Origin of the sequence: uncultured Brachybacterium sp. (assembly GCF_947500705.1) — a bacterium.
GTDB lineage: Bacteria > Actinomycetota > Actinomycetes > Actinomycetales > Dermabacteraceae > Brachybacterium.
This window is the reverse complement of sequence record NZ_CANMSY010000016.1, coordinates 1-21124: the sequence shown is the minus strand read 5'-3', so window position 1 is coordinate 21124 and position 21124 is coordinate 1. Positions and strand designations below refer to the sequence as shown.

Genomic DNA, 21124 nt, shown 5'->3' with positions numbered 1-21124 from the left:
ACCGTGCGGTGAGCGCCGTTCGTGCTGTGGAGCGTCGCTCAGCCTCAGCCCTCGAGCGTGATCTCGTCGGCGTAGACGGCGGTCATCGCGCCGGTGATGGTGTCGACCGTGCCGGCTTCCTCGCGGGCGACCGTCTCGACGGCGTTCGCCACCGCCTTGGTGACGCCCTCATGGAAGACGCTGGGCACGATGTAGGTGGGGTTGAGCTCGTCGGCGCTGACGACATCGGCGAGGGCCTTCGCCGCCGCCAGCAGCATCCGGTCGCTGACCCGGGTGGCGTGGGCGTCCAGCAGACCGCGGAACACGCCGGGGAAGGCGAGGACGTTGTTGATCTGATTCGCGAAGTCGCTGCGACCGGTCGCGACCACCTCGGCATGCTTGACCGCCTCGGCCGGATCGATCTCGGGGGTCGGGTTCGCCATCGCGAACACGATGGAGCGCTCGGCCATGGTGGCGACGTCCTCCGCGGTGAGGATGTTCCCGGCGCTCACGCCGATGAACACGTCCGCGTCGACCACGGCATCGCGAAGCGTGCCGGTGAGCTCTCGCGGGTTGGTGACTTCGGCGATCCAGGGAAGGCGCCCTTCGAGCTGCTCGCGGCCCTCGTGGACGATGCCGTCGATGTCGGTGACGATGACGTCGCGGGCGCCGGCGGCGCGCAGCAGGCGCAGGATCGCGGTGCCGGCCGCTCCCGCTCCGGAGAGCACGATGCGAGCTGTGGCGATGTCCTTCTCGACCACACGCAGGGCGTTGCGCAGCGCGGCGACCACCACGATCGCGGTGCCGTGCTGGTCGTCGTGGAAGACGGGGATGTCGAGCTCGGCGCGCAGGCGGTCCTCGATCTCGAAGCAGCGGGGGGCGGAGATGTCCTCGAGGTTGATGCCGGCGAAGACCGGCGCGATCGCCTTCACGTGGGAGACGATGTCGTCCACCGAGTGGGCGTCCAGACAGATCGGGAAGGCGTCGATGCCGGCGAAGCGCTTGAACAGCGCGGCCTTGCCCTCCATCACCGGCATCGCGGCGAGCGGGCCGAGGTCTCCGAGTCCGAGGATGGCGGAGCCGTCGGTGACCACCGCGACGGTGTTGCGCTTGATGGTCAGGCGCCGTGCGTCCTCCGGATTCTCCGCGATCGCCTTGACCACACGCGCCACGCCCGGGGTATAGATCATCGAGAGGTCGTCACGGTGTCGGATCGGCAGCTTGGACTCGACGGTGAGCTTGCCGCCGAGATGGGCGAGGAAGGTCCGGTCGGAGACCTTGCCGAGCTCGACGCCCTCGACCCCGCGCAGCTCGTCCACGACCTCCATGGCATGGTCGTGGCCTGCGGTGAGCACGGTGATGTCCGCGCGCATCCGCTCCGGCCCGGAGGCGGAGACATCGAGCGCCGTGACGGTGCCGCCACGTTTCTCGATACGGCTGGTGATGTCGCTGACGGCGGCAGAGCGGGCGGCGAACTCGAGACGGATCGTGATGGAGTAGCTCACGGATGGCGACGGTGACATGAGGCACAGCCTAACGAGGTCAACGGCTCCGTAGGGACAGGGCGCGGCACCGGGGAACGACAGAACGCCGCGCCGAGCCCGGACGGAGCACCGGCCGAGTCCGCAGCCGAGCCGATGAGGGCCTGCACCTCGCCCCGTCCCTGCCCTGCGTTGCGTGCATCACATCGTTCGTGGGATCCTCGGGCATGACGTTCTGGGGGGCCGATACGGCAGAACTGGTGGCGCTCGCGCGCCGATTCCGAGATCACGACGGGCAGCTCACGGGGACTGCCGAGGCGCTGCAGGCCGCTGTGGTCGGCGTCGGCTGGGAGGGCCCCGACGCCGACGACTTCCGGCAGCTCTGGGAGCGAAGTCGTCAGCAGCTGTCGCTGACCGCAGACCATCTGGGCACCGCGGCCGAGCATCTCGCGCTCCAGGCAGCGCAGCAGGACGCCGCCTCCGATCCCGAGGGCCGAATCGGTGCCGGGGACTACGACGGAATGCTCGGAGGGCAGTTCCTGGACTGGTCGGATCTGATCAACACCGGTGAGCGCGTCGGTGACCTGTGGCGCGACCGCATCGAGGCAGGTGATCCCGAGAGCCTTCTCGGCACGCGGTACACCGAGCAGAACCCTCGGTGGGATCCTGCCGGTGTGGACATCGATCGGAGCGGCATCGAGTCCTCCCTCGTGAACCAGGGCTCGCTCGGCGATTGCTGGTACCTCGCCGCCCTGATGGCCGTGCAGCAGACGGATCCGGGCCTCCTGAGCGAGCACATCAGCGGCGCCGGCGAGCCGCCGGGCTCCGACGGCTGGGAAGTGCGGCTCTTCGTCGACGGCGAGTGGCAGGACGTCCCCGTCCGCCCCGAGGACCTCGGCGTCAACGGCACCATGGATGACGGCACCGGCGATCCCAGCTGGGCGACCATCTTCGAGATGGCGATGATCAACGCGCACGACGGCCGGCCCTCGGCCGTCTCCGCGGACACCCCTGCCGCCGGCCTGGAGATGCTCACCGGCGAGTCCGCCCAGGAATCGGACTCCCTCGGGCAGCCCTCCTTCGACGAGTACCGGCAGGCGATCGATGAGGGCCGCCCGATCACGGTGATGACCGACCCGTTGATGCCGATCGGGCCGGCGCGCGATGACCTGGTGGCCGCCCACGTGTACCAGGTCTCCGGCTACGACGAGGAGAGCGGCGAGATCATCCTGACCAACCCTCACGGGCCGAACGGTTCGACCGCCTACGAGGTGAGGATCGATCCCGACGATCCGGCCTACGCCACCTCGATCTTCATGACCGGGATCGGGGAGTGAGCCGATGTGGACGCAGCACGTCGTTCAGCAGACCGGCCAGCTCACGCACGGCGCGCTCCGGGTGGGGATCGTCCGCACCCTGGCGGACGAGGGCGGACCCTACGCAGTGCTGCGCCTGTCCGTGTCCGGCGCGGAGCGCGCACAGGAGCTGACGATGCGCCCCGGTGACGTGACCGAGCTGGAGGGAATCGGTGATCTGCTGCTGCTCGTGGCCGAGCCCTCGACGCCGGGACGGCGCGGATCGGTGCGTCTGGCGCTGGAGATCCCCGACGACTTCGCCGCCGCCGGCGGGATCGACCTGGGGGCCGCCCATGGGTGAGCGACGGCCGGCATGCCGCCGGCTCCTCCCCCGCCGCGCCGCCCTGCTCGCAGCAGCGCTGCTCGTGATGGCGGGATGCGGAGGCGGTGGAGCGGCATTGCCCGCACAGGACGCGGTGGCGCAGTACGAGGTCGTGGCGGAGGACGTCCTCGGAGCGCTCACCGCGGTACGCCCGCTGGCCTGGGAGCGGGGGGCACAGGGGGTCATCGAACCCGGCGCGCAGGACTGCCGCTACCGCCCGGGGATCTGGACGGCGGACGACGTCCTCTACCCGGAACCCGGCCAGGGCCGGGATTGGGGCCCCTGGCGCGAGGCGCTGGACCCGGTCCTGGAGGAGCACGGCTTCACGCCCCTGGGGCGCGAGCAGAGCTCCGGCGCCGCCTACTGGCTGGAGAGCAAGGGCCCGAGCGGGTCCCGGCTGCAGCTCTACATCGACGGAGAGCTGCGCATCACCGACGTCCGGGTCGATGCCGAGCCCTGCGAGGACGCGACCCTGGGCCTGTGATCACCCCCGCGACGTCTCAGGCGGTGAAGGGCGCGACCTCGGAGGCATAGCGCTTCCAGATCTGTCGCGCTGCGGTGACCTGCTCCGCGTAGCGCTCGGGGTGCGCGGAGCGCTGCACCGTCTGCGCAGCGGCGCCGGCATCCCAGCGCGTGACGTCGGGGATGGCCTGGAGCAGCCCCGGCGCGTCGGTGTCCTCGGCGAGCCCCAGGAAGGCGTCCAGGGCGTGCTGCTTGTGGCGCACCTGGTCGTAGGTGCCCCATCCCATCGAGGGGCGCTGCTGGAACAGGCCGCCGGAATCCGCGTCCACGGCCGGCTCATAGTTGTACAGCCATGACTCGACGATCGCGGTGATCAGCGCGATGACGGCGACCTCCTCACCGAGGTCGTGGCCCTTCACCGCGGCGATGATGAACTTCGCGTTGGCGAGCTGCCAGTCGTCCATCGCGTCGACGAGGAAGCCTTCGCGGGTCTCGGGGCGCGTGAAGAACTCCTCGGTCCACTCCTCGGCGCCCGTCGGAGCCTCCGCACCGAGCTCGGCCGCGGAGGCAGGGGCGAGGACACCGAGGCCCGCCGCAGAGGCGAGGCCGAACGTGCCGGCGGCGATGAGGCCGCGGCGAGAGAACTGGGCGGCGGTGCGGACGGTGGTGGCAGAGGCCATGAGGAGGGCGATCCTTCGTTCCGAGACGGTGGCGATGCCCGGTCATCCCGAGCTGTGCCAAGGTAACGAAGCGATCACGGCGAGGGAAGGGTGCAGGTCACGTCGTCCGCTCCCTCCGACCACGAGGAGGGTCTCCTCTTGTGGGAGCCATGACCGAAGCGCGCCCGGCACCAGACGCGCGCGCTGCGGGCGTTCCCGCCGGTCATCGGGACGCGCAGGGGATCGAGGCTCGTTCCGGCTCGCCCGCCGTTATCTCTGGCAGCGGTGGCAGGTAAAGATTTCGTCACGTGACCGCGCTGACACGCTGTGGGTGCCGTGCGCCACAACGAGACCCCGTGCCCGGCAGGCTTTGCTCCCGCCCTGTTCGGCTCCGCACCGGCCACAGCTCTCATCCGATCTCAGGCGAGCTCGGAGATCGCCTTGCGGATCCGCTTGTCCGAGACCGTCTGCTTCGTGCCGAGGGTCTGTGCGAACAGGCTCACACGGAACTCCTCGAGGAGCCAGTCGATCTCGCGGGCGGCGGGTTCGGCACGACGGCGGGCGGAGAGCTTGGCCTTCTGCGTCGCCCAGTGCTGCTGGAGATCTCCGATCTGCCAGGCGAGCTGCTCATCCCGGCGCGGGTTGCCGGGCAGCTTGTCCAGGCGGATCGCATCGGCCTCGAGGTAGCGGCGCAGATCCGGGAGGTGGGTGATGCCGGTGCGGGCGATGAACCCGTCCCCCAGCAGCGAGGCGGCGTGCTCCCGGATCTGGGTGAGGTGGGAGAGCACGGCCAGCGATGGGGCCCGCGAGAGCTCCTTGTGCAGCTTCCCGGCGGTGGCGAGGGCCGCTGCCGCGTCCTTCACCGCCTGGGCGGCGAGAGCGACGTGCTGGGTGCGCACCCGGTCCAGGAGGGCGTCGTACTCCGCCCGCGTGCGCACCACCGCAGAGCCGACGAGGTGCACCGTCGCCGCCGTCGAGGCATCGGCGAGCAGCGCGGCGGTCGAGGCGTAGTCCGAGCCCGCGACGGCGAGCTTCGTCGGATTCGGCAGCGCGTTCAGCACCGCACCGAGATCGGCGCCGAGATCGCGGTCGAGCAGGGCGATGACACCCTCGCGATGGGCGAGCGCCTGTTCGTCGGCCGTGGCGAGCACGGCGAGATCCACCTGCCGCAGGCGTCCGTCCTCGCCGCGACGCGCGACGAGCGCCGGGTAGCCGGTGACCTTCAGGCCGCCGACGGTGGATTCCCGCACCGCCGGCACGCCCTCGGCGGGGAAGCTCGGCAGATCCTGCTGGGCCAGGTCATCTGCTTGGGCGGAGACCGAGGCGTCCACGCGCTGCTTGAGCCGCCCCTTGAGCGTCTCGAGATCATCACCGGTGCCGATCTGTCGGCCCTTGTCGTCGACCACGCGGAAGTGCATCCGCAGGTGCGGAGGCAGCTTCGCGAGATCGAACTCAGGACCGTACAGCGGGAGGTCGTCGGGAACGCCGGGCAGGGCGACCAGCTCATCGGCGACGGCTTCGAGGAACAGCTCCCCGGTGTCGGGATCCTCGTCGTGGAGCGTCCCGGCGACCGTCTTGGCGCGTTCCGGGGCGGGGACCAGGTGGCGGCGGATGGCCTTGGGCAGGGAGCGGATCAGCTCGGTGACGAGCTCCTCGCGCATGCCGGGAACGAGCCAGTCGAAGCCCCGATCCTGCAGCCGGTTCAGCACGGCCAGCGGCACGGTCGCAGTGACGCCGTCGACGCCTTTCGCCCCCACCTCGCCGAAGGAGTAGCTCAGCGGCAGGGTGATGTCCTCCTGCACCCAGGCATCGGGGAAGTCCGCGGCGATCGCCTCGCGCGCGCCCTCGTCGGCCGCGAGCAGGTCCTGCTCGGTGAGGGTGAGCAGGTCCGGGGTCTGGTGACGCTGCGTCTTCCACCAGCTGTCGAAGTGCGTGCCGGAGACGACCGTGGCGGGGATCCGCTGGTCGTAGAAGCTGAACAGCTGCTCATCGGAGATCAGCAGATCGCGGCGGCGGGTCTTCGCCTCGAGCTCCTCGAGCTCCTTGATCAGGGCCCGGTTGTCGCGGAAGAAGTGGTGGCGGGTGCGCCAGTCCCCTTCGATCAGGGCGTTCTGGAGGAAGATCTCCCGGGCGGCCTCGGGATCGATGCGCCCATAGCCCACGACGCGGTCCGCCACGATCGGCACCCCGAACAGGGAGACCTTCTCGTGCGCCATCGCGGAGGCCTGCTTCGAGGACCAGTGCGGGGCGGAGTGGGAGCGCTTGAGCACATGGGAACCGATCTCCTCCGCCCAGGCCGGATCGATCCGGGCGGCGGTGCGACCCCAGAGCCGGGAGGTCTCCACCAGCTCGGCGACCATCACGTAGTCGGGGCGCTTCTTGGACAGCGCCGAGCCGGGCCAGAGCGCGAAGCGGGCGCCGCGGGCGCCGGCGTACTCCCGGGTGCGGTCGTCCTGCAGGCCCACGTGGCTGAGGAGCCCTGCGAGCAGCGCCTGGTGGATCGCCTGCGGGGAGGCGTCGTTGTCGTTGCGGGTGAGCTCGGCATCCTTGGCCATGTCCTTGAGCTGCGTGTGCAGGTCCCACCATTCGCGGATCCGCAGGTAGTGCAGGTGCTCGGAGCGCACCTCGCGGCGGAAGGCGGAGTTCGACAGGGCCTTGCGCCGCTCCTGGAGGTGGTTCCAGAGATTCAGATAGGCGAGGAAGTCGCTGGTCTCGTCCTCGAAGCGCTTGTGCTTCTCCTTCGCCTGCTGCTCCTGGCCCAGCGGCCGTTCGCGCGGGTCCTGGATCGACATCGCGGCGACGATGATCAGCACCTCTCGCAGCGCGCCGAGGCGGTGCGCCTCGATCAACATGCGCGCCATCCGCGGGTCCAGCGGGAAGCGGGCCAGGGTGCGGCCCACGCGCGTGAGCCGGCGGCCGCCGGGCTCACCCGGGGCGTCCTCGATCGCGCCGAGCTCGTCCAGCAGCCGCACCCCGTCGGTGATCGCGCGGGAGGCGGGCGGTTCGACGAAGGGGAACGACTCCACGTCGCCGAGGCCCAGCGAGGTCATCAGCAGCACCACGGACGCGAGCGAGGTGCGCAGGATCTCGGGTTCGGTGAACTCGTCGCGGCCCTCGAAGTCCTCTTCGGAGAACAGCCGGATCGCGATGCCCGGGGAGGTGCGGCCCGAGCGGCCCGAGCGCTGGTTCGCACTGGCCTGGGAGATCGGCTCGATGGGGAGGCGCTGCACCTTGGTGCGCTGGGAGTAGCGGGAGATGCGGGCCAGGCCCGAGTCGATGACGTAGGTGATGCCGGGGACGGTCAGCGACGTCTCGGCGACGTTCGTGGACAGGATGAGTCGACGGTAGGTGCCGGCCTGCGGCGGGGAGAAGATCTTCTGCTGGTCCTGGGCGGAGAGCCGCCCGAACAGCGGGAGCACCTCGACCGGCAGTGCGGCCCTGCCTCGGGTGCCGCGGTTCAGGTGGGTGGTCAGCGCCTCGGAGATCTCCCGGATCTCGCGCTCGCCGGGGAGGAAGACGAGCATGTCGCCGGGTCCCTCGGCGGCGAGCTCGTCGACCGCGTCGGTGATGGCCTGGGTGAGGTCGCGCTCGATGGAGTGGATGTCCTCGAGCTCGTCGTCCTCCTCGATCTCCGGCTCGAGCACCAGGGGGCGGTAGCGGATCTCGACGGGGTAGGTGCGGCCGGAGACCTCGATGATCGGAGCGGGCCGCTTCTCGCCCGACGGCGAGGTGCTCGCGAAGTGCTCGGCGAAGCGTTCGGGGTCGATCGTGGCCGAGGTGATGACGACCTTCAGATCCGGCCGCTGGGGCAGGATCTGGCGCAGGTAGCCGAGGATCACGTCGATGTTCAGGGACCGTTCGTGGGCCTCGTCGATGATGATCGCGTCATAGCGCTTCAGCAGCCGGTCACGGCCGATCTCCGCCAGCAGGATGCCATCGGTCATGAGCTTCAGCCGGGCATTGCGGCTGGTCTCGCGGGTGAAGCGGACCTGGAATCCGACGGTCCCCTCCCCCAGCTTCTCGCCGAGTTCGCTCGCGATGCGCTGGGCGACGGAGCGGGCGGCGATCCGTCGCGGCTGGGTGTGGCCGATGAGCTTCCCACGCTTGCCGTACCCGAGCTCCAGCAGCATCTTGGGGATCTGGGTGGTCTTTCCGGACCCGGTGGCACCGGCGACCACGACCACCTGGTGCTCGCGCAGCGCGTCCAGGATGTCGCCCCGCTGCTGGGAGACGGGGAGCTCTGCGGGATAGTTCAGGCGCAGCCCGGAGATCTCGGTGGCAGGCGCCGAGGAGTGCGCGGAAGCAGGCGTCGAAGAGGGTGTCGAGGAAGGCGTGGTCATGGCGGGTCCACTGTACGTGGAGACCGCTGCTCGGGTCGCGGGGAATTCTCACCGGAGGGCACCGAACAGGTCCTGGACCTGCTCGGGTGCGATGACCTCGAGGAGCTCGAGGAGCTGATCCATGCCACCGCCGACGACGAGGCGTGGCAATGACGTGCGGTGATGACGCGCGACGTGCAGTGAGGGGCGCAACGGGCACGCTCCCAGGTTATGCGTGGCCGGTGGCGGTGCCCCGCCTCAGCTCGAGAGCAGCCGTTTTCCGACGGCGCCCAGGCTGTGCGTGGACGGATAGGCGGTGAGCAGCGCGAGAGCCATCCGGGACCCCCACGCCCACGCCCTGGAGACCAGCGCGTCCCAGATCTGATCGTCGTCGATCCCGGTCCAGGTAGCCGATTCGCGATAGCGCTCCAGCAGTGAGGTCGAGGGTTGGTGCAGCAGCAGTCCCCCCAGGTCGCTGGCCGGATCGCCGCGCGTCGTATCGCCCCAGTCGATCAGCGAGGCCGGTCCTCCCCTCCCCGGCAGCGGGACCACGACGTTCCCCGGGTGAGGATCACCGTGCAGCAGCAGGTCCCTGCCCTCCCAGAGACCGGCCGCCAGCCCGGCCCTCCACCGTGCCGCGGCCCGCTCCCGTTGGGCGTCCGACAGGACGGCACGTTCCAGATCGGCGGTGAATGCCGCCTCCCGATTCTTCAGCGGAACCCCTCGCACGGGGTTCCTGCCGACCTCGGGTGCGGGACCGGAATGAATCGTGGCGAGCATCTGAGCGAGGTCGTGCGCAACGTGTTCGCGGAGCAGCGGGGGCGCCTCATCCGCGGTGCTGCCGTCGATCCACCGCACCAGCACGGCGTCATCGGCAGTGGCCAGGATGACCGGCAGACCCATCGGGAGCGGGATCCCGAGACCGCGCAGGCGCCGCAGCACCGTCACCTCGCGTCCCAGCAGCGCGCGGGCGGACTCCCGCCGCGCAACCCTCAGCACCAGGGGACTGCCGTCCAGCCGGCCCACCGGCCAGAGCGCGTTGTCCCAGCCCTCGCCGCGCGGTGCACGCCCGATCGCCCAGTCGATCCGTTCGAGCTGGAACCCCTCTTCAGGGCGCAGTCGCGCGCACAGCAGTTCGACGCGGCGCAGGTCCACAGGAAGATCGGCCGTCGGCAGGAGGGGAGCCTCGCGAGGCAGGCTGGTCATCCAGCCACCGTACGGTGACCTGCCTCACTCGGCAACGACCTCGACCTCTCCGCCGTGGCGCGTAGGCCCCGAGGCAATGTGAGACAACTGCTCCAGGTGAGACCGATCGATGGCTACCGTGAGCACCATGCGGCCTTCCGGCATCGCCGTCGACCGCCGCATCCCTGCAACGACCCGGAGGTGCCTCGTGGCCCGCATCGGAATACAGCTGATGATGCTGAAGGAGCATGTTCGTGACCAGGGCATAGTCCCTGTGCTGGAGCGTGTGAAGGAGACCGGCTTCGAGGTGGTGGAGGTCTCCCAGATCCCGATGACCGAGGAGAATGTCGCCGGCATGGAGGCCGCGCGCACGAACCTCGGCATCGAGGTCGCGGCGATCTCCTCCAAGACCACCGTCCCGCCCGGCAGCGACGACCTCAGCCTCGCGGACGACTTCGACCTCCATGTCGAGCATGCCCGGCGCCTGGGCACCTCGATGATCAGGATCGGCATGATGCCGATGACGGCGCTGCGCTCCCCGGAGGCCTTCGATGATTTCGCCGCTGAGGTCGACGACTACGCCCAGCGCCTCGCCGAGCGAGGGATCAGCCTCAGCTACCACAACCACCACATCGAGTTCGCGAAGCGTGAGGGCACGACGCTCCTGAACCGGCTGCGCCAGCAGGCACCCCATCTGCGGTTCGAGATCGACTGCCACTGGGTCCAGCGCGGCGGGCAGGACCCCGAACGCACCCTGAAGGACTTCGACGGGGTACTCGATCTCGTGCACCTGAAGGACTTCCGGATCGCGATGCCTCCGGAGGAGGTCCTGGACGCGCGGGATTCCGGTGATCTGGAGACCTTCTCCCGCTTCTGGCAGGGCGACGTCGTGCAGTTCGCCGAGGTAGGCGAGGGCACTCTCGACTGGAAGCCGGTCATCGAGCAGGGGATCGCCTCCGGCGCACAGCATCTGCTCATCGAGCAGGACCAGACCTACGGGCGGGACATCTGGGAATCGCTGGCCTCGAGCCGGCGGCACCTCGTCTCGCTGGGCTTCGAATCACTCATCACCACAGGAGGACAGCGATGACCGAGCAGGTGCCACTTTCGAGCAGGGTCAAGCAGATCATCGAGGTCGACGGGCTGAAGTTCCGCGACCTCGACGGGGACGGGGAGCTGACCCCCTTCGAGGACTGGCGGCTGACCCCCGCCGAGCGCGCCGCGGACCTGGCCTCGAGAATGTCTCCGGACGAGAAGCTCGGCCTGATGGTCATCACCTCGCGGCCGATGGGCATCTCCCAGCACAACAAGGAGTTCACCAGCCACGAGGGCGTGCTCGACGAGCAGTACCTGCCGATCAAGCTCGATCCGCACACCAGCGCCGGGATCCCCTTCGAGGGCACCACGCAGATGATCTCCGAGCTGAACATCCGCCATTTCATCCTGCGTGAGGAGCCCACCGGCTCCCGTATCGCGACCTGGATCAACACCATGAACGAGGTCGCCGAGGACTCCCGCTGGGGCATCCCGGTGATCGTCGCCGCGAACTCGAAGAACGAGGCCGGCGCCTTCAAGATGGGCGGCACCCCCGAGGACCAGCCCTTCACCGAATGGCCGGGCACCCTGGGCCTCGCCGCCACTGATTCGCTCGAGGTGATCGAGTCCTTCGCCGCGCACTCCCGCGCGGAGTGGCGCGCCTCGGGCCTGCGCAAGGGCTATATGTACATGGCCGACGTGTTCACCGATCCGCGCTGGTTCCGCGGGCAGGGCACCCTCGGCGAGGACCCCGAGTTCGTCAGCAAGGCGATCGGGGCGCTGGTGCGCGGGTTCCAGGGAGAGGACGGTCTCGAGGCCGACGGCGTCGCGCTGACCACCAAGCACTTCCCCGGCGGCGGCCCTCGCGAGAACGGCACCGATCCGCACTATGCGGAGGGCAGCTTCAACATCTATCCCACCCCGGGCTCGCTGGAGGACTACCACCTGCCGCCGTTCCAGGCGGCACTGGACGCGGGCACCTCCTCGATCATGCCGTACTACTCGATCCCCTCGAAGGAGAAGTCCTCGACGCCGCAGGGCCGGCTGACGGACTTCGAGCAGGTCGGTTTCGCGTTCAACGGCGAGGTGCTGCGCCTGCTGCGCGCCATGGGGCACCGCGGCTACATCAACTCCGACTCCGGCGTGCTCTCGAAGATGGCGTGGGGAGTCGAGGACCTCAGCACCCCCGAGCGGGTGGGCCGGGCCGTGATGGCCGGCACCGACATGTTCGCCGACACCAATGATGTGGCCTCCGTGCGCGAGGCGTACGTCAAGGGCCACTTCACCTCCGAACGGCTCGACGGCGCCGCCGCCCTGCTGCTCGAGGAGCTGTTCGCCCTGGGCCTGTTCGAGAACCCCTACGTGGATCCCGACGAGGCGGACCGGGTGGTGCAGAACGCCGAGGCCCGCGCCGCCGCGGAGGACGCGCACCTCAAGTCCGTGGTCCTCGCCAAGAACCATGACGGGACGCTGCCTCTGACCGCCGAGTCCCTGGCCGGCAAGCGGGTGTACGTGGAGCTGTTCGCGACCGGCCTGACCGTCAAGGAGCTCGACGCGCTGCGCCGCCGGCTCGCCCAGGCCCACCCCGGCATCTCCTTCACCACCGACTACCACGACGCGGACGTGGCGATCCTGCTGCTGCGCCCCTTCATCGGCTCGTACTTCGAGTTCGTGGGCATCGGCGACCTCGGCATCGATGACCACTCCCACGTGGACATCGAGAAGGTCCGCGACATCCGCACGCACGTGGACACCATGGTGGTGGGCCTGAACACCCTGTTCCCCTGGCTGCTCGACGGCATCGAACCGCTCGCCGACGGCCTGCTGATGGGCTTCGAGACCGACTACGGGATCATGGTCGAGGCGATCCTCGGCGGGTTCTCCCCCACCGGGAAGCTGCCGATCACCTTCCCGATCGACGCCGCCGCGATCGCGGTCGACGAGGACGGTCGCTGCGCGTCTCCGAACGATGTCCCCGGCTTCGCCAAGGAGCAGCACATGCAGGGGCGTCCGTATGTGTACGTCGACGCCGACGGCAACCGCTACCAGCTCGGGCACGGCCTGACCTACGGCGGCTGAGACCGGCAACGCAAAAGGCCCCCTCCCCCGCGCATCAGCGCAGGTGAGGGGGCCTTTCGTGGTGAGTGCAATGGTGGAGCCGGCGGGAATCGAACCCGCGTCCGATAGTGCGGAGCCAGGGCTTCTCCGGGCGCAGTCCGTATTGACGTTTTCTCAGTCCCGACGTTCGCACGGACACGTCGTCGACAGACTCAGTCACTCTGAGGTGTTCATCCTTCCCCGATGACGAGGGTCGGCAGCAGTGGCTTCTTAGATGATGGAACGATCCGGGTCAGAAGCACGCCCGGGGTTCCAGACTGCTAACGCTGATCAGGCAGCGAGAGCGAAGTCAGTGCGCTTAGGTTCGGCACTTATTGGTTTCCAGAGAACGTTTACGAGATGACTCTGGATTCTCGGCCCGCTTCCCCTTGCTGGACAACTACCGTCGAAACCGATCGGCCCCCAGCGTGGGTATGCAGCACAGATATCGACGGCCCCTCAGGGCCGTCCTTGCACTCACTCTTCTGTTGTCAAACATCCACGGACGTCGGGCCTCCCCGTACGTCGTGCTCCTACTCTACCGCGCCCGGCCGTGATTCTGAAGCGAATATCCCTCAGCTCACGGCGAAGCCCGTCGACCTGGACCGCACCCCTCGCCGGCCGCGATGATGGGGCGGTGAGCAGTTTCGAGGCAGCAGGTGTCCAGGTCCGGATCGATGACGACAGCTTGCGGGAGGTGGTCTCTGATCCGAGCACACTGAGCGAGTGGTGCGCGCTGCATCCGAGGGATCCCCGCACGGTCGCGTATCTGAGGATGCTCGGACGGCTCGACGAGGCCGCGATCGCCGGCCGCGCCGCCCTCGAGGACAGCGGTCTCTCCCCGGTGATGCGAGCCGTGCGCCGGGCTCGCTATGCCCATGTGCTGCAGTGGCAGGGGGCGTTCCTCGCTGCGGAGGAGCAGCTGGACCTGGCCGCCGAGGAGACGGGGCTGGAGGATCCGACCTCCCCCTCGTCGCTGTCGGCGCTGGCCGCCGTGTTCCAGCATCGGGCGAAGTGCCGATTCGAGCACGCACGGGCGGAGCAGCAGGCCGGGCGCTCCCGTGCCGCCGCACGGCAGTGGGACCTCGCGGAGGACGATGCGAGGCGGTCGCTCTTCATGCGGGAGCACCTGGGAGTGGCCGACGAGGGCGTGCTCAGCTCCAGCAGGCAGACCGTCGCTCGACTCGAGCGACGGGATCTGGCGGTCTGACGCCACGGGCGGATGGCCCTGACGACCCACCGGTCTCCCGCTGCGTCGCCGCGCAGCAGCTCAGGTCAGGCGATCTCGCGCTGGCGCATCGCTCGCTGAGCCTCGCGCAGATCCTGTTTCTCCCGCAGGGTCTGGCGCTTGTCCCATTCCTTCTTGCCTCGGCCCAGACCGATGACGACCTTCGCATGCGAGCCCAGGAAGTACATCTCCATCGGCACGATGGTGAAGCCCTTCTCCCGCGACTTGCTGGCGAGCTTCTCGATCTCCTGCTTGTGGAGCAGGAGCTTTCGCTTGCGACGGGCGGCGTGGTTGGTCCAGGTGCCCTTGACGTAGGGCGCGATGTGGGCGTTGTCCATCCACACCTCGCCGCCCTCGATATAGCAGTAGCCATCGATCAGGGACGCACCGCGGTCGCGCAGCGACTTCACCTCGGTCCCGGTCAGGACGATGCCTGCTTCCCAGGTCTGGTCGATGTAGTAGTCGTGGGTGGCTCGCTTGTTCGACGCGATGCGCTTCTTCGGAGGGCCTTCCTCCGCAGCGGCCTTCTTCGCCGCAGCCTTCTTCGCCGCCATCGGTGGTCCCTCCTGCCTTTCGTCGCAGTCCCTGCATGACCAGCCGCGCCTCGCGACCGGACACCACAGCTTACGCGGTGGCCACCGCCGGTCGCGAACGATTTTCGCGGGCGGCGGACGTCGTCGGTCCCGCGGACGTGCCGGACACCGCTGAGCGGCGAGGCTCAGAGGTACTTGCCGGGGTTGACGGCGTTGCCGTCCTCGTGGATCTCGAAGTGGAGGTGGCAGCCGGTCGAGGAGCCGGTGGTGCCCACATAGCCCACGGTGGTGCCGGCGGAGACCTGCGCACCGACCGGCTGTGCGTAGCCCTGCAGGTGGTGGTAGGAGCTGGTGACCAGGCGACCGTTCTGGATACCGTGGCTGAGGATGATCTTGTTGCCGGCGCCGCTGCTGTAGGTCCTGGCGATCACGCGACCGGAGTGGGTGGCCCCCACTGGAACTCCGCAGGCCGCAGGGAAATCGACCCCTGCATGGAGCTTTCGGGTGGCGTAGATCGGGTGGACGCGCCAGCCGAAGTTCGAGTTCAGCCGGGCGTTGACGGGATAGACCCAGCCGCCGCCGGTATCCGCTGAGCCGCTCGAGGAGCCTCCCCCGCTGCTGCCACCGCTGCTCTGCTTCTCCCGCTGCTGACGGGCCTGCTCCTCCTTCTCCCGCTCCTGCCGGGCGAGTTCCTCGATCTCGCCGTCCAGGGTGGTGCTGCGGGATTCCAGAGTGCTGGTGTCCCCCTCGTACTTCGTCTTCTGCTCCTCGAGGGTGTTCCGCTGGGTCTTCTGCGTCTCGTAGAGCGCGTCGAGGTCGGTCTTCGCCTCGGAGGCCTCTCTTTCGGCGGTCTCGGTCCGCTTGACGGCATTCTCGGCATCGATCTTGAGCTGCTTGATCTCCTCGCGCACCGCGGTGAGGCGCTCGGCGGAGTTCTCCGTCACCACCTGATCGGTGCGGAGGGTGTCCAGCCGGGTGCCCTGGGAGGCCATGGTGATCCGGTAGTTCATGGAGCGGTCCACGGCATCCTGCGGGGACTGGTTGCCGAGGTAGATGGTGGAGGGGCTCGGCATGCCGCCGCCCTTGTAGGCGGTCAGCGCCACGGTGGCGAGCTCGCCGCCGCTGCGATCCACCTCCTCCTGCCCCTCCTCGACCTCGCCGGAGAGGCGCTCCTCCTCCCCCTGCGCGGTGGTGAGACGCTCCCCGATGATGCGATCTTCCTCGCGGGCTTCGACGAGCTCGGCCTGGGCCACCTCGAGATCCTCCTGCGCCTGCGGGATCAGCAGCTCGGTCTCGGCGAGCGCGAGATAGGTCTCGGCGAGCTCGGTGTTGACGTCGTTCAGCTCGATCCGCAGGTCCTCGAGCTGCTGATCGATCTCGGAGCGCTCGGCGATCTTGTCGTCCTTGGTGCCCTCGGCCGCCGCCGGGGAGACCGGCATCATGAGCATCGGCAGCACCATCAGGGCGGCGGCGATCATGCTCAGGGGACGGCGCAGGATGCTCTGGGACATGCTCACACCTTCAGGTAGCGATTGAGGGAGACCACCGAGGAGGCGATCGAGAGTGTCGCTCCCAGCACGATCAGAAGCGGCGCCACCCAGACCAGTTCGGCGGCACCGACTGTGATGAGCTGCTCGCCGAGGGTGGGCGCGAGCCATCCCTGGACGATGTAGTGCAGTCCCATCCAGAGCATGCCGGAGGCGATGACAGCGCCGATGATCGCGGCGACCGCGCCTTCGAGCAGGAACGGGAGGCGGATGAAGAGGTTCGAGGCGCCGACCAGGCGCATGATCGCGATCTCCCGACGGCGGCCCGCGACAGACATCCGGATCGTGGTCGCGACCAGCAGCAGGGCCGCTATCAGCATCAGCACGGCGAGACCGAGCGCGAACATCGTGGACTGGTTCAGCACGTCGATGAAGGGAGCGAACGCGCCCAGGAGATCGGTGACCTCGTCCACCCCGTCCCGTCCCTGGAAGAACTCGACCACGGCTGCGGAGTCGTCGGCGTTCTCGAGCGTGAGGTGGAAGGAGACCGGCATGTCCGCGGCGGTGAAGTTCGAGACGAAGCTCTCCCCGGCGAACTGCTCCTGGTAGATCGTGAGCGCCTCGTCCTGCGAACGCTCGGAGTACGAGGCGATGTACGGGGAGAGCACATCGCCCTCGAGCGCCTCCCGCACGGAGTCGATCTGGGCATCGGTCGCCGCGCCGCCTGCGCAGGAGGCGGCCGTGGAGTGGGGTGAGCACAGGAAGATCGTCACCTGGGACTGCTCGACCAGGGTCGACTTCATGTCCATGATCTGCTTCTGCATCAGCGCACCGGTGCCGACGAAGGTCAGCGAGACCGCGGTGACGATCACGACGGAGATGACCATGGCGATGTTCCGCCACAGCCCGGTGAAGATCTCCCCGAGGATGTACCGCGCCCTCATCGGAGGTCCTCCTCGTCGTCCTCGGCGAAGAGGTCCTCGGCGAAGGGGTCCTCGTCCTGGGCCCGCAGTGCTTCGCGCTCGTCGATCAGGTCCTCCTCGAGGATGTCCTCGGCAGGGGTCTGCGTCTCGGCCCTGTCGCTCCCGACCGCTGCCTGCGTCACCGGGGTCTGTTCCGGTGCCCCGTCCCAATCGGCCACGAGGTCGGAGTCCTCGAGCGGATGCTCCTCGCGGTAGGCCGAGTCATCGGGAAGGTTGCCCGAGATGACACTCACCGGCGCAGGGGTCTCGTACCCTCCGCCCTCCTCATCGCGCACCACCTGGCCACCGACCATCTCGACCACCCGCCGCCGCATCCGGTCCACGGCCGTCCGGTCGTGGGTGGCCATCACCACCGTGGTGCCGCGTTCGTTGATCTCGGTGAGCAGGTCCAGGATCCCCTCGGCGGTGGAGGGGTCGAGGTTGCCGGTGGGTTCGTCGGCCAGCAGGATCGAGGGCCGGTTGACGTAGGCCCGCGCGATCGCCACGCGCTGCTGCTCGCCGCCGGAGAGCTCATGGGGCAGCCTCCTGCCCTTGTCCTCCAGGCCCACCATCTCGAGCATCTCGGGCACCAGGTGGCGCACCACCTTGCGGGGCGTACCGATCACGGCGAGCGCGAATTCGATGTTCTGGTAGGCGGTCTTCGAGGGCAGCAGGCGGAAGTCCTGGAACACCATGCCGATGTCCCGTCGCAGTGAGGGGACCTTCCACGACGGAACGCGGGAGAGGTCCTTGCCCGCGACGTACACGGTGCCACGGGTCGGCGCGACCTCCTTGAGCACCATGCGCATCAGGGTGGATTTCCCGGAACCGGAGGCACCCACGAGGAACACGAACTCCCCGCGGGTGAACTCGATGTCGAGATTCTCCACAGCGGGGTGCTGTCCACGCATGTACGTCTTGGTGACGTCGTCGAAACGGATCACTGGTGCCTGTCACATCTGGGGGTCGTCGTGCTCTCCCAGCGTAGGGGCGCTATCGCCGGTTTCGACGAAGGAGCGGACAGCATCCTGGTCAAAACCTGGTCAAGTGCGGTGCCTCTGGTCACGCTGTGCACCGGATCGCTCGGCCACCAGCCACTCGGACGCTCAGTCGTGCGACTTGTTCTGCTCGGCGCGCCAGCGGATGCCGGCGTCGATGAACTCGTCGATCTCGCCGTCGAACACGGAGGAGGGGTTGCCCTCCTGGTACTCGGTGCGCAGGTCCTTGACCATCTGGTACGGATTCAGCACGTAGGAACGCATCTGGTCGCCCCAGCTCGCCTTGACGTCGCCCGCGAGCTCCTTGCGCTCGGCGGCCTCCTCTGCCTTCTTCAGCAGCAGCAGGCGGGACTGCATGACGCGCAGCGCCGCGGCACGGTTCTGGATCTGCGACTTCTCGTCCTGCATGGAGACCACGGTGCCGGTGGGCAGGTGGGTCATGCGCACGGCGGAGTCCGTGGTGTTCACGGACTGGCCGCCGGGGCCGGAGGAGCGGAACACGTCGACCTTGAGGTCGTTCTCGGGGATCTCGATCGCGTCCGTGGTCTCGATCAGCGGGATCACCTCGACGGCGGCGAACGAGGTCTGGCGACGGCCCTGGTTGTCGAACGGGCTGATGCGCACCAGACGATGGGTACCGCCCTCGACCGAGAGGGTGCCGTAGGCGTAGGGGGCGGAGATCTGGAAGGTGACCGACTTCAGACCGGCTTCTTCCGCGTAGGAGGTGTCCATGACCTTGGCGGCGTGGCCATGGCGCTCGGCCCAGCGCAGGTACATCCGCATCAGCATCTCGGCGAAGTCCGCGGCGTCGACGCCGCCCGCGCCGGCGCGGATGGTGACCACTGCGTCGCGTTCGTCGTACTCGCCGGCGAGGAGCGTGCGCACCTCGAGCTCGTCGAGCGTCTTGTGGATGCTGATCAGCTCGTTCTCGGCCTCGGTGAGGGTGTCGGCGTCGTCCTCTTCGGCGGCGAGCTCGACCATCACCTCGAGGTCCTCGATGCGGGAGGAGAGCTCGCTGATGCGGCGCCGTTCGGACTGCGCGTGCGAGAGCGCCGAACTGACCTTCTGGGCGTTGTCGACGTCGTCCCACAGATCCTGCGCGGAGGCCTGCTGCTCGAGGTCGACGATCTTCGCGTCGAGCGCGTCGATGTCCGTCACCTGCTCGATGGAGGACAGGGTCGAGCGGAGCTGGGGGATCTCTACGGAGAAGTCGATGGAAGCCACGACGTCGGAGTCTACGGCAGGGGGCTGGACATGCTGCCCGATCTGCGGCGGAGGGTGCATCTCGCGCCGCATCGGCACGCGGCCCGCCGAGCCTCAGGCCTCGGCGGAAGCGCGCCGCTCCCCTGCCCCGGCCAGCCAGATGCCGAGGTCGCGCCCCACCTCGGTCAGCAGCTCTTCGCCGTCCTCGAGTGCGCGCTGGGTGGAACCGGCCCGCGACGTGAGATCCCACGCCTCGGAGATGCCGGCGTCCCGCAGCTGCTCCGGGCTGAGAGTGATCGCGCCGGCCACCGCGGCGACGTCGAGCCCCCGCTCACGGGCGCGGCGGGCGACCTCGGCCGGGCCCTTGCCGTGCAGGGTCTGGGCATCGAGCTTCCCCTCACCGGTCACCACCACATCGGCCTGGTCGAGCAGCGCGTCGACGCCGACGAGCTCGAAGACGGCATCGGCGCCTGAGCGCTGGATGGCGCCCAGCAGGAACAGCGCGAAGCCGGTGCCCCCGGCAGCGCCGGCCCCCGGCTGATCGAGGTGGCAACCCTCAGCATCGAGGATCTGGGCCGCGGCGGCGAGCGTCGCATCGGCCGGCACGATCTCCTCGGGCCGGAGACCCTTCTGTGGGCCATAGACCGCGGCCGCTCCGCCGGGGCCGAGCAGCGGATTGGTGACGTCGTTCGCGGCGACGAGGGTCACGCCGGCAAGGGCCTCGAGTGCTGGGGCGAGGTCCGCAGCGGCGAGGGTCCTCACGCCGGCGAGCCCAGCCTCGATGTCGGTGCCGTCCGACTGGAGGAGACGTGCGCCCAGTCCTTGGAGCAGCCCGGCCCCGCCGTCGGTGGAGGAGCTGCCGCCGAGGCCGACCAGGACGGTGCGGGCCCCGGCGGTGATCGCAGCGCGGATCAGCTCTCCGAGGCCACGGGTGGAGGCGGTGTGCGGCGCGAGCTCACCATCCGGGAGCGCCTGCAGGCCGACGGTCTCGGCGAGCTCGAGCACCGCGACATCCTCCTGGAGCGCCCAGCGGGTGGCGCGGGGCTGCCCCGTGGGGCCGGTGACGGTGGTGATGTGCTCGGCGGCTCCGGAGGCGAGCGCGGCATCGACGGTGCCGTCGCCGCCATCGGCGATGGGGCAGGAGAGCACGCGCAGCTGCGGTGCGGTCTCGGTGATGCCGCGGCGCAGCGCAGCCACCACCTGGGCGGCACTCAGGGTGCCCTTGAACTTGTCCGGGGCGAGCAGCACGGTGCGGGGGGTGGTCATCGGGCGCGAGCCTCTCCTTCGACGGTCAGCGGGATGGCGGTGCCGGTCCCTCGCGTGAACCATCCTGCCAGGGGCGGGTGGGTGCGGGCGGAGATGACCACGTGGACGGTGCCGTCGGGGGCCACGGAGACATCAGCGAGCTGGATGGCCTCGGTGCTGGTGGTCTCGTGCGGATAGTTCCGCAGGTGCTCCTCGGCTGCTGCACGCACGGTGCCGCGGTGGATCGCAGCGCCGTCCCCGTCGACGTAGAGCCGTGCGGGGTCGACGGCCTGGGCGGCGGCGAGCGCTGCGCTGTCCGCAGCGTGCTGGAGACCGTTGCGCTCGAGCTGCACGCCGGTGATCGCGGTGCCGACGGCGATCACCATGAGCACCACGACCAGCACCCCGGTGGTCAGTATCGTCATCGACCCGCGTGCGTCCCGCAGTCGCTCCCGCAGGGGACTGCCGCGCGGATAGGTGACATCTGATCTGGCTTGCCCGCAGGGCGGCCTGGAAGGATGTGCACCATGCCCGCTCCCTACCCCCAGGAGTTCCGCGAAGATGTCGTGCGAGT

17 protein-coding genes and 1 other RNA gene are annotated in these 21124 nt (G+C 69.1%); 6 read left to right on the top strand and 12 right to left on the bottom strand.

Annotation, left to right across the window (positions count from 1 at the left end; translation table 11 throughout):
• Positions 1–44: 44 nt before the first annotated feature.
• Positions 45–1502 carry an NAD-dependent malic enzyme gene (locus Q0937_RS17495; protein ID WP_299306235.1) on the bottom strand — a complete coding sequence of 486 codons (1458 nt, stop codon included), beginning with the start codon at positions 1500–1502 and terminating at the stop codon, positions 45–47.
• Positions 1503–1687: 185 nt separating this feature from the next.
• Between Q0937_RS17495 and Q0937_RS17490 the strand changes: the two genes are divergently transcribed.
• From Q0937_RS17490 to Q0937_RS17480, 3 genes are read left to right on the top strand one after another with little or no spacing between them, the layout of a single operon-like run.
• Positions 1688–2797, top strand: a complete 1110-nt coding sequence (locus Q0937_RS17490; RefSeq protein ID WP_299306233.1) for a C2 family cysteine protease — start codon at positions 1688–1690, stop codon at positions 2795–2797.
• Between the two features lie 4 nt (positions 2798–2801).
• Entirely contained in the window at positions 2802–3116 is a 315-nt protein-coding gene (locus Q0937_RS17485) for a hypothetical protein (RefSeq protein ID WP_299306231.1), read from the top strand.
• On the top strand, positions 3109–3621 hold the full coding sequence (locus Q0937_RS17480) for a hypothetical protein (RefSeq protein ID WP_299306229.1): 513 nt from the start codon (positions 3109–3111) through the stop codon (positions 3619–3621). The genes Q0937_RS17485 and Q0937_RS17480 overlap by 8 nt, the downstream gene beginning before the upstream one ends.
• Before the next feature lie 16 nt (positions 3622–3637).
• Here Q0937_RS17480 and Q0937_RS17475 read toward each other — a convergent pair whose 3' ends face one another.
• From Q0937_RS17475 to Q0937_RS17465, 3 genes are all read right to left on the bottom strand, one after another.
• Positions 3638–4279 carry a hypothetical protein gene (locus tag Q0937_RS17475; protein ID WP_299306227.1) on the bottom strand — a complete coding sequence of 214 codons (642 nt, stop codon included), beginning with the start codon at positions 4277–4279 and terminating at the stop codon, positions 3638–3640.
• A gap of 398 nt (positions 4280–4677) precedes the next feature.
• Positions 4678–8598: an ATP-dependent RNA helicase HrpA gene (hrpA, locus tag Q0937_RS17470; protein WP_299306225.1), complete on the bottom strand. Its 3921-nt coding sequence runs from the start codon at positions 8596–8598 to the stop codon at positions 4678–4680.
• A 237-nt stretch (positions 8599–8835) separates the two neighbouring features.
• A complete protein-coding gene (locus Q0937_RS17465; RefSeq protein ID WP_299306223.1) occupies positions 8836–9783 on the bottom strand; it encodes a phosphotransferase in 948 nt (315 codons plus the stop codon).
• A 127-nt stretch (positions 9784–9910) separates the two neighbouring features.
• Between Q0937_RS17465 and Q0937_RS17460 the strand changes: the two genes are divergently transcribed.
• The gene (locus Q0937_RS17460; RefSeq protein WP_299306221.1) at positions 9911–10852 is read left to right on the top strand and encodes a sugar phosphate isomerase/epimerase; all 942 of its coding nucleotides are present in this window, start codon (positions 9911–9913) and stop codon (positions 10850–10852) included.
• Complete coding sequence (locus Q0937_RS17455; RefSeq protein WP_299306219.1) at positions 10849–12876, top strand: glycoside hydrolase family 3 N-terminal domain-containing protein; 2028 nt, start codon at positions 10849–10851, stop codon at positions 12874–12876. The genes Q0937_RS17460 and Q0937_RS17455 overlap by 4 nt, the downstream gene beginning before the upstream one ends.
• A 71-nt stretch (positions 12877–12947) precedes the next feature.
• Here Q0937_RS17455 and ssrA read toward each other — a convergent pair.
• Positions 12948–13318: a transfer-messenger RNA gene (gene ssrA / locus Q0937_RS17450) on the bottom strand.
• Between the two features lie 213 nt (positions 13319–13531).
• Between ssrA and Q0937_RS17445 the strand changes: the two genes are divergently transcribed.
• The gene (locus Q0937_RS17445; protein WP_299306217.1) at positions 13532–14104 is read left to right on the top strand and encodes a hypothetical protein; all 573 of its coding nucleotides are present in this window, start codon (positions 13532–13534) and stop codon (positions 14102–14104) included.
• Positions 14105–14169: 65 nt separating this feature from the next.
• Here the strand turns inward: Q0937_RS17445 and smpB are convergent, their stop codons facing one another.
• The 7 genes from smpB to Q0937_RS17410 all read right to left on the bottom strand — a co-directional run bounded on the left by smpB (position 14170) and on the right by Q0937_RS17410 (position 20975).
• Positions 14170–14676 carry an SsrA-binding protein SmpB gene (smpB, locus tag Q0937_RS17440; RefSeq protein ID WP_299306216.1) on the bottom strand — a complete coding sequence of 169 codons (507 nt, stop codon included), beginning with the start codon at positions 14674–14676 and terminating at the stop codon, positions 14170–14172.
• A 164-nt stretch (positions 14677–14840) separates the two neighbouring features.
• Positions 14841–16166: a M23 family metallopeptidase gene (locus Q0937_RS17435; RefSeq protein ID WP_299306214.1), complete on the bottom strand. Its 1326-nt coding sequence runs from the start codon at positions 16164–16166 to the stop codon at positions 14841–14843.
• Between the two features lie 2 nt (positions 16167–16168).
• On the bottom strand, positions 16169–17086 hold the full coding sequence (ftsX, locus tag Q0937_RS17430) for a permease-like cell division protein FtsX (RefSeq protein ID WP_299306212.1): 918 nt from the start codon (positions 17084–17086) through the stop codon (positions 16169–16171).
• Positions 17083–18048, bottom strand: coding sequence for a cell division ATP-binding protein FtsE (gene ftsE / locus Q0937_RS17425; RefSeq protein WP_299306210.1), 966 nt, complete (start codon positions 18046–18048; stop codon positions 17083–17085). The genes ftsX and ftsE overlap by 4 nt, the downstream gene beginning before the upstream one ends.
• A 162-nt stretch (positions 18049–18210) precedes the next feature.
• On the bottom strand, positions 18211–19326 hold the full coding sequence (gene prfB / locus Q0937_RS17420) for a peptide chain release factor 2 (RefSeq protein WP_299306208.1): 1116 nt from the start codon (positions 19324–19326) through the stop codon (positions 18211–18213).
• Positions 19327–19419: 93 nt separating this feature from the next.
• Entirely contained in the window at positions 19420–20571 is a 1152-nt protein-coding gene (locus tag Q0937_RS17415) for a glycerate kinase (RefSeq protein ID WP_299306206.1), read from the bottom strand.
• A complete protein-coding gene (locus tag Q0937_RS17410) occupies positions 20568–20975 on the bottom strand; it encodes a pilus assembly protein TadG-related protein (RefSeq protein ID WP_299306204.1) in 408 nt (135 codons plus the stop codon). The genes Q0937_RS17415 and Q0937_RS17410 overlap by 4 nt, the downstream gene beginning before the upstream one ends.
• Between the last annotated feature and the right edge of the window lie 149 nt (positions 20976–21124).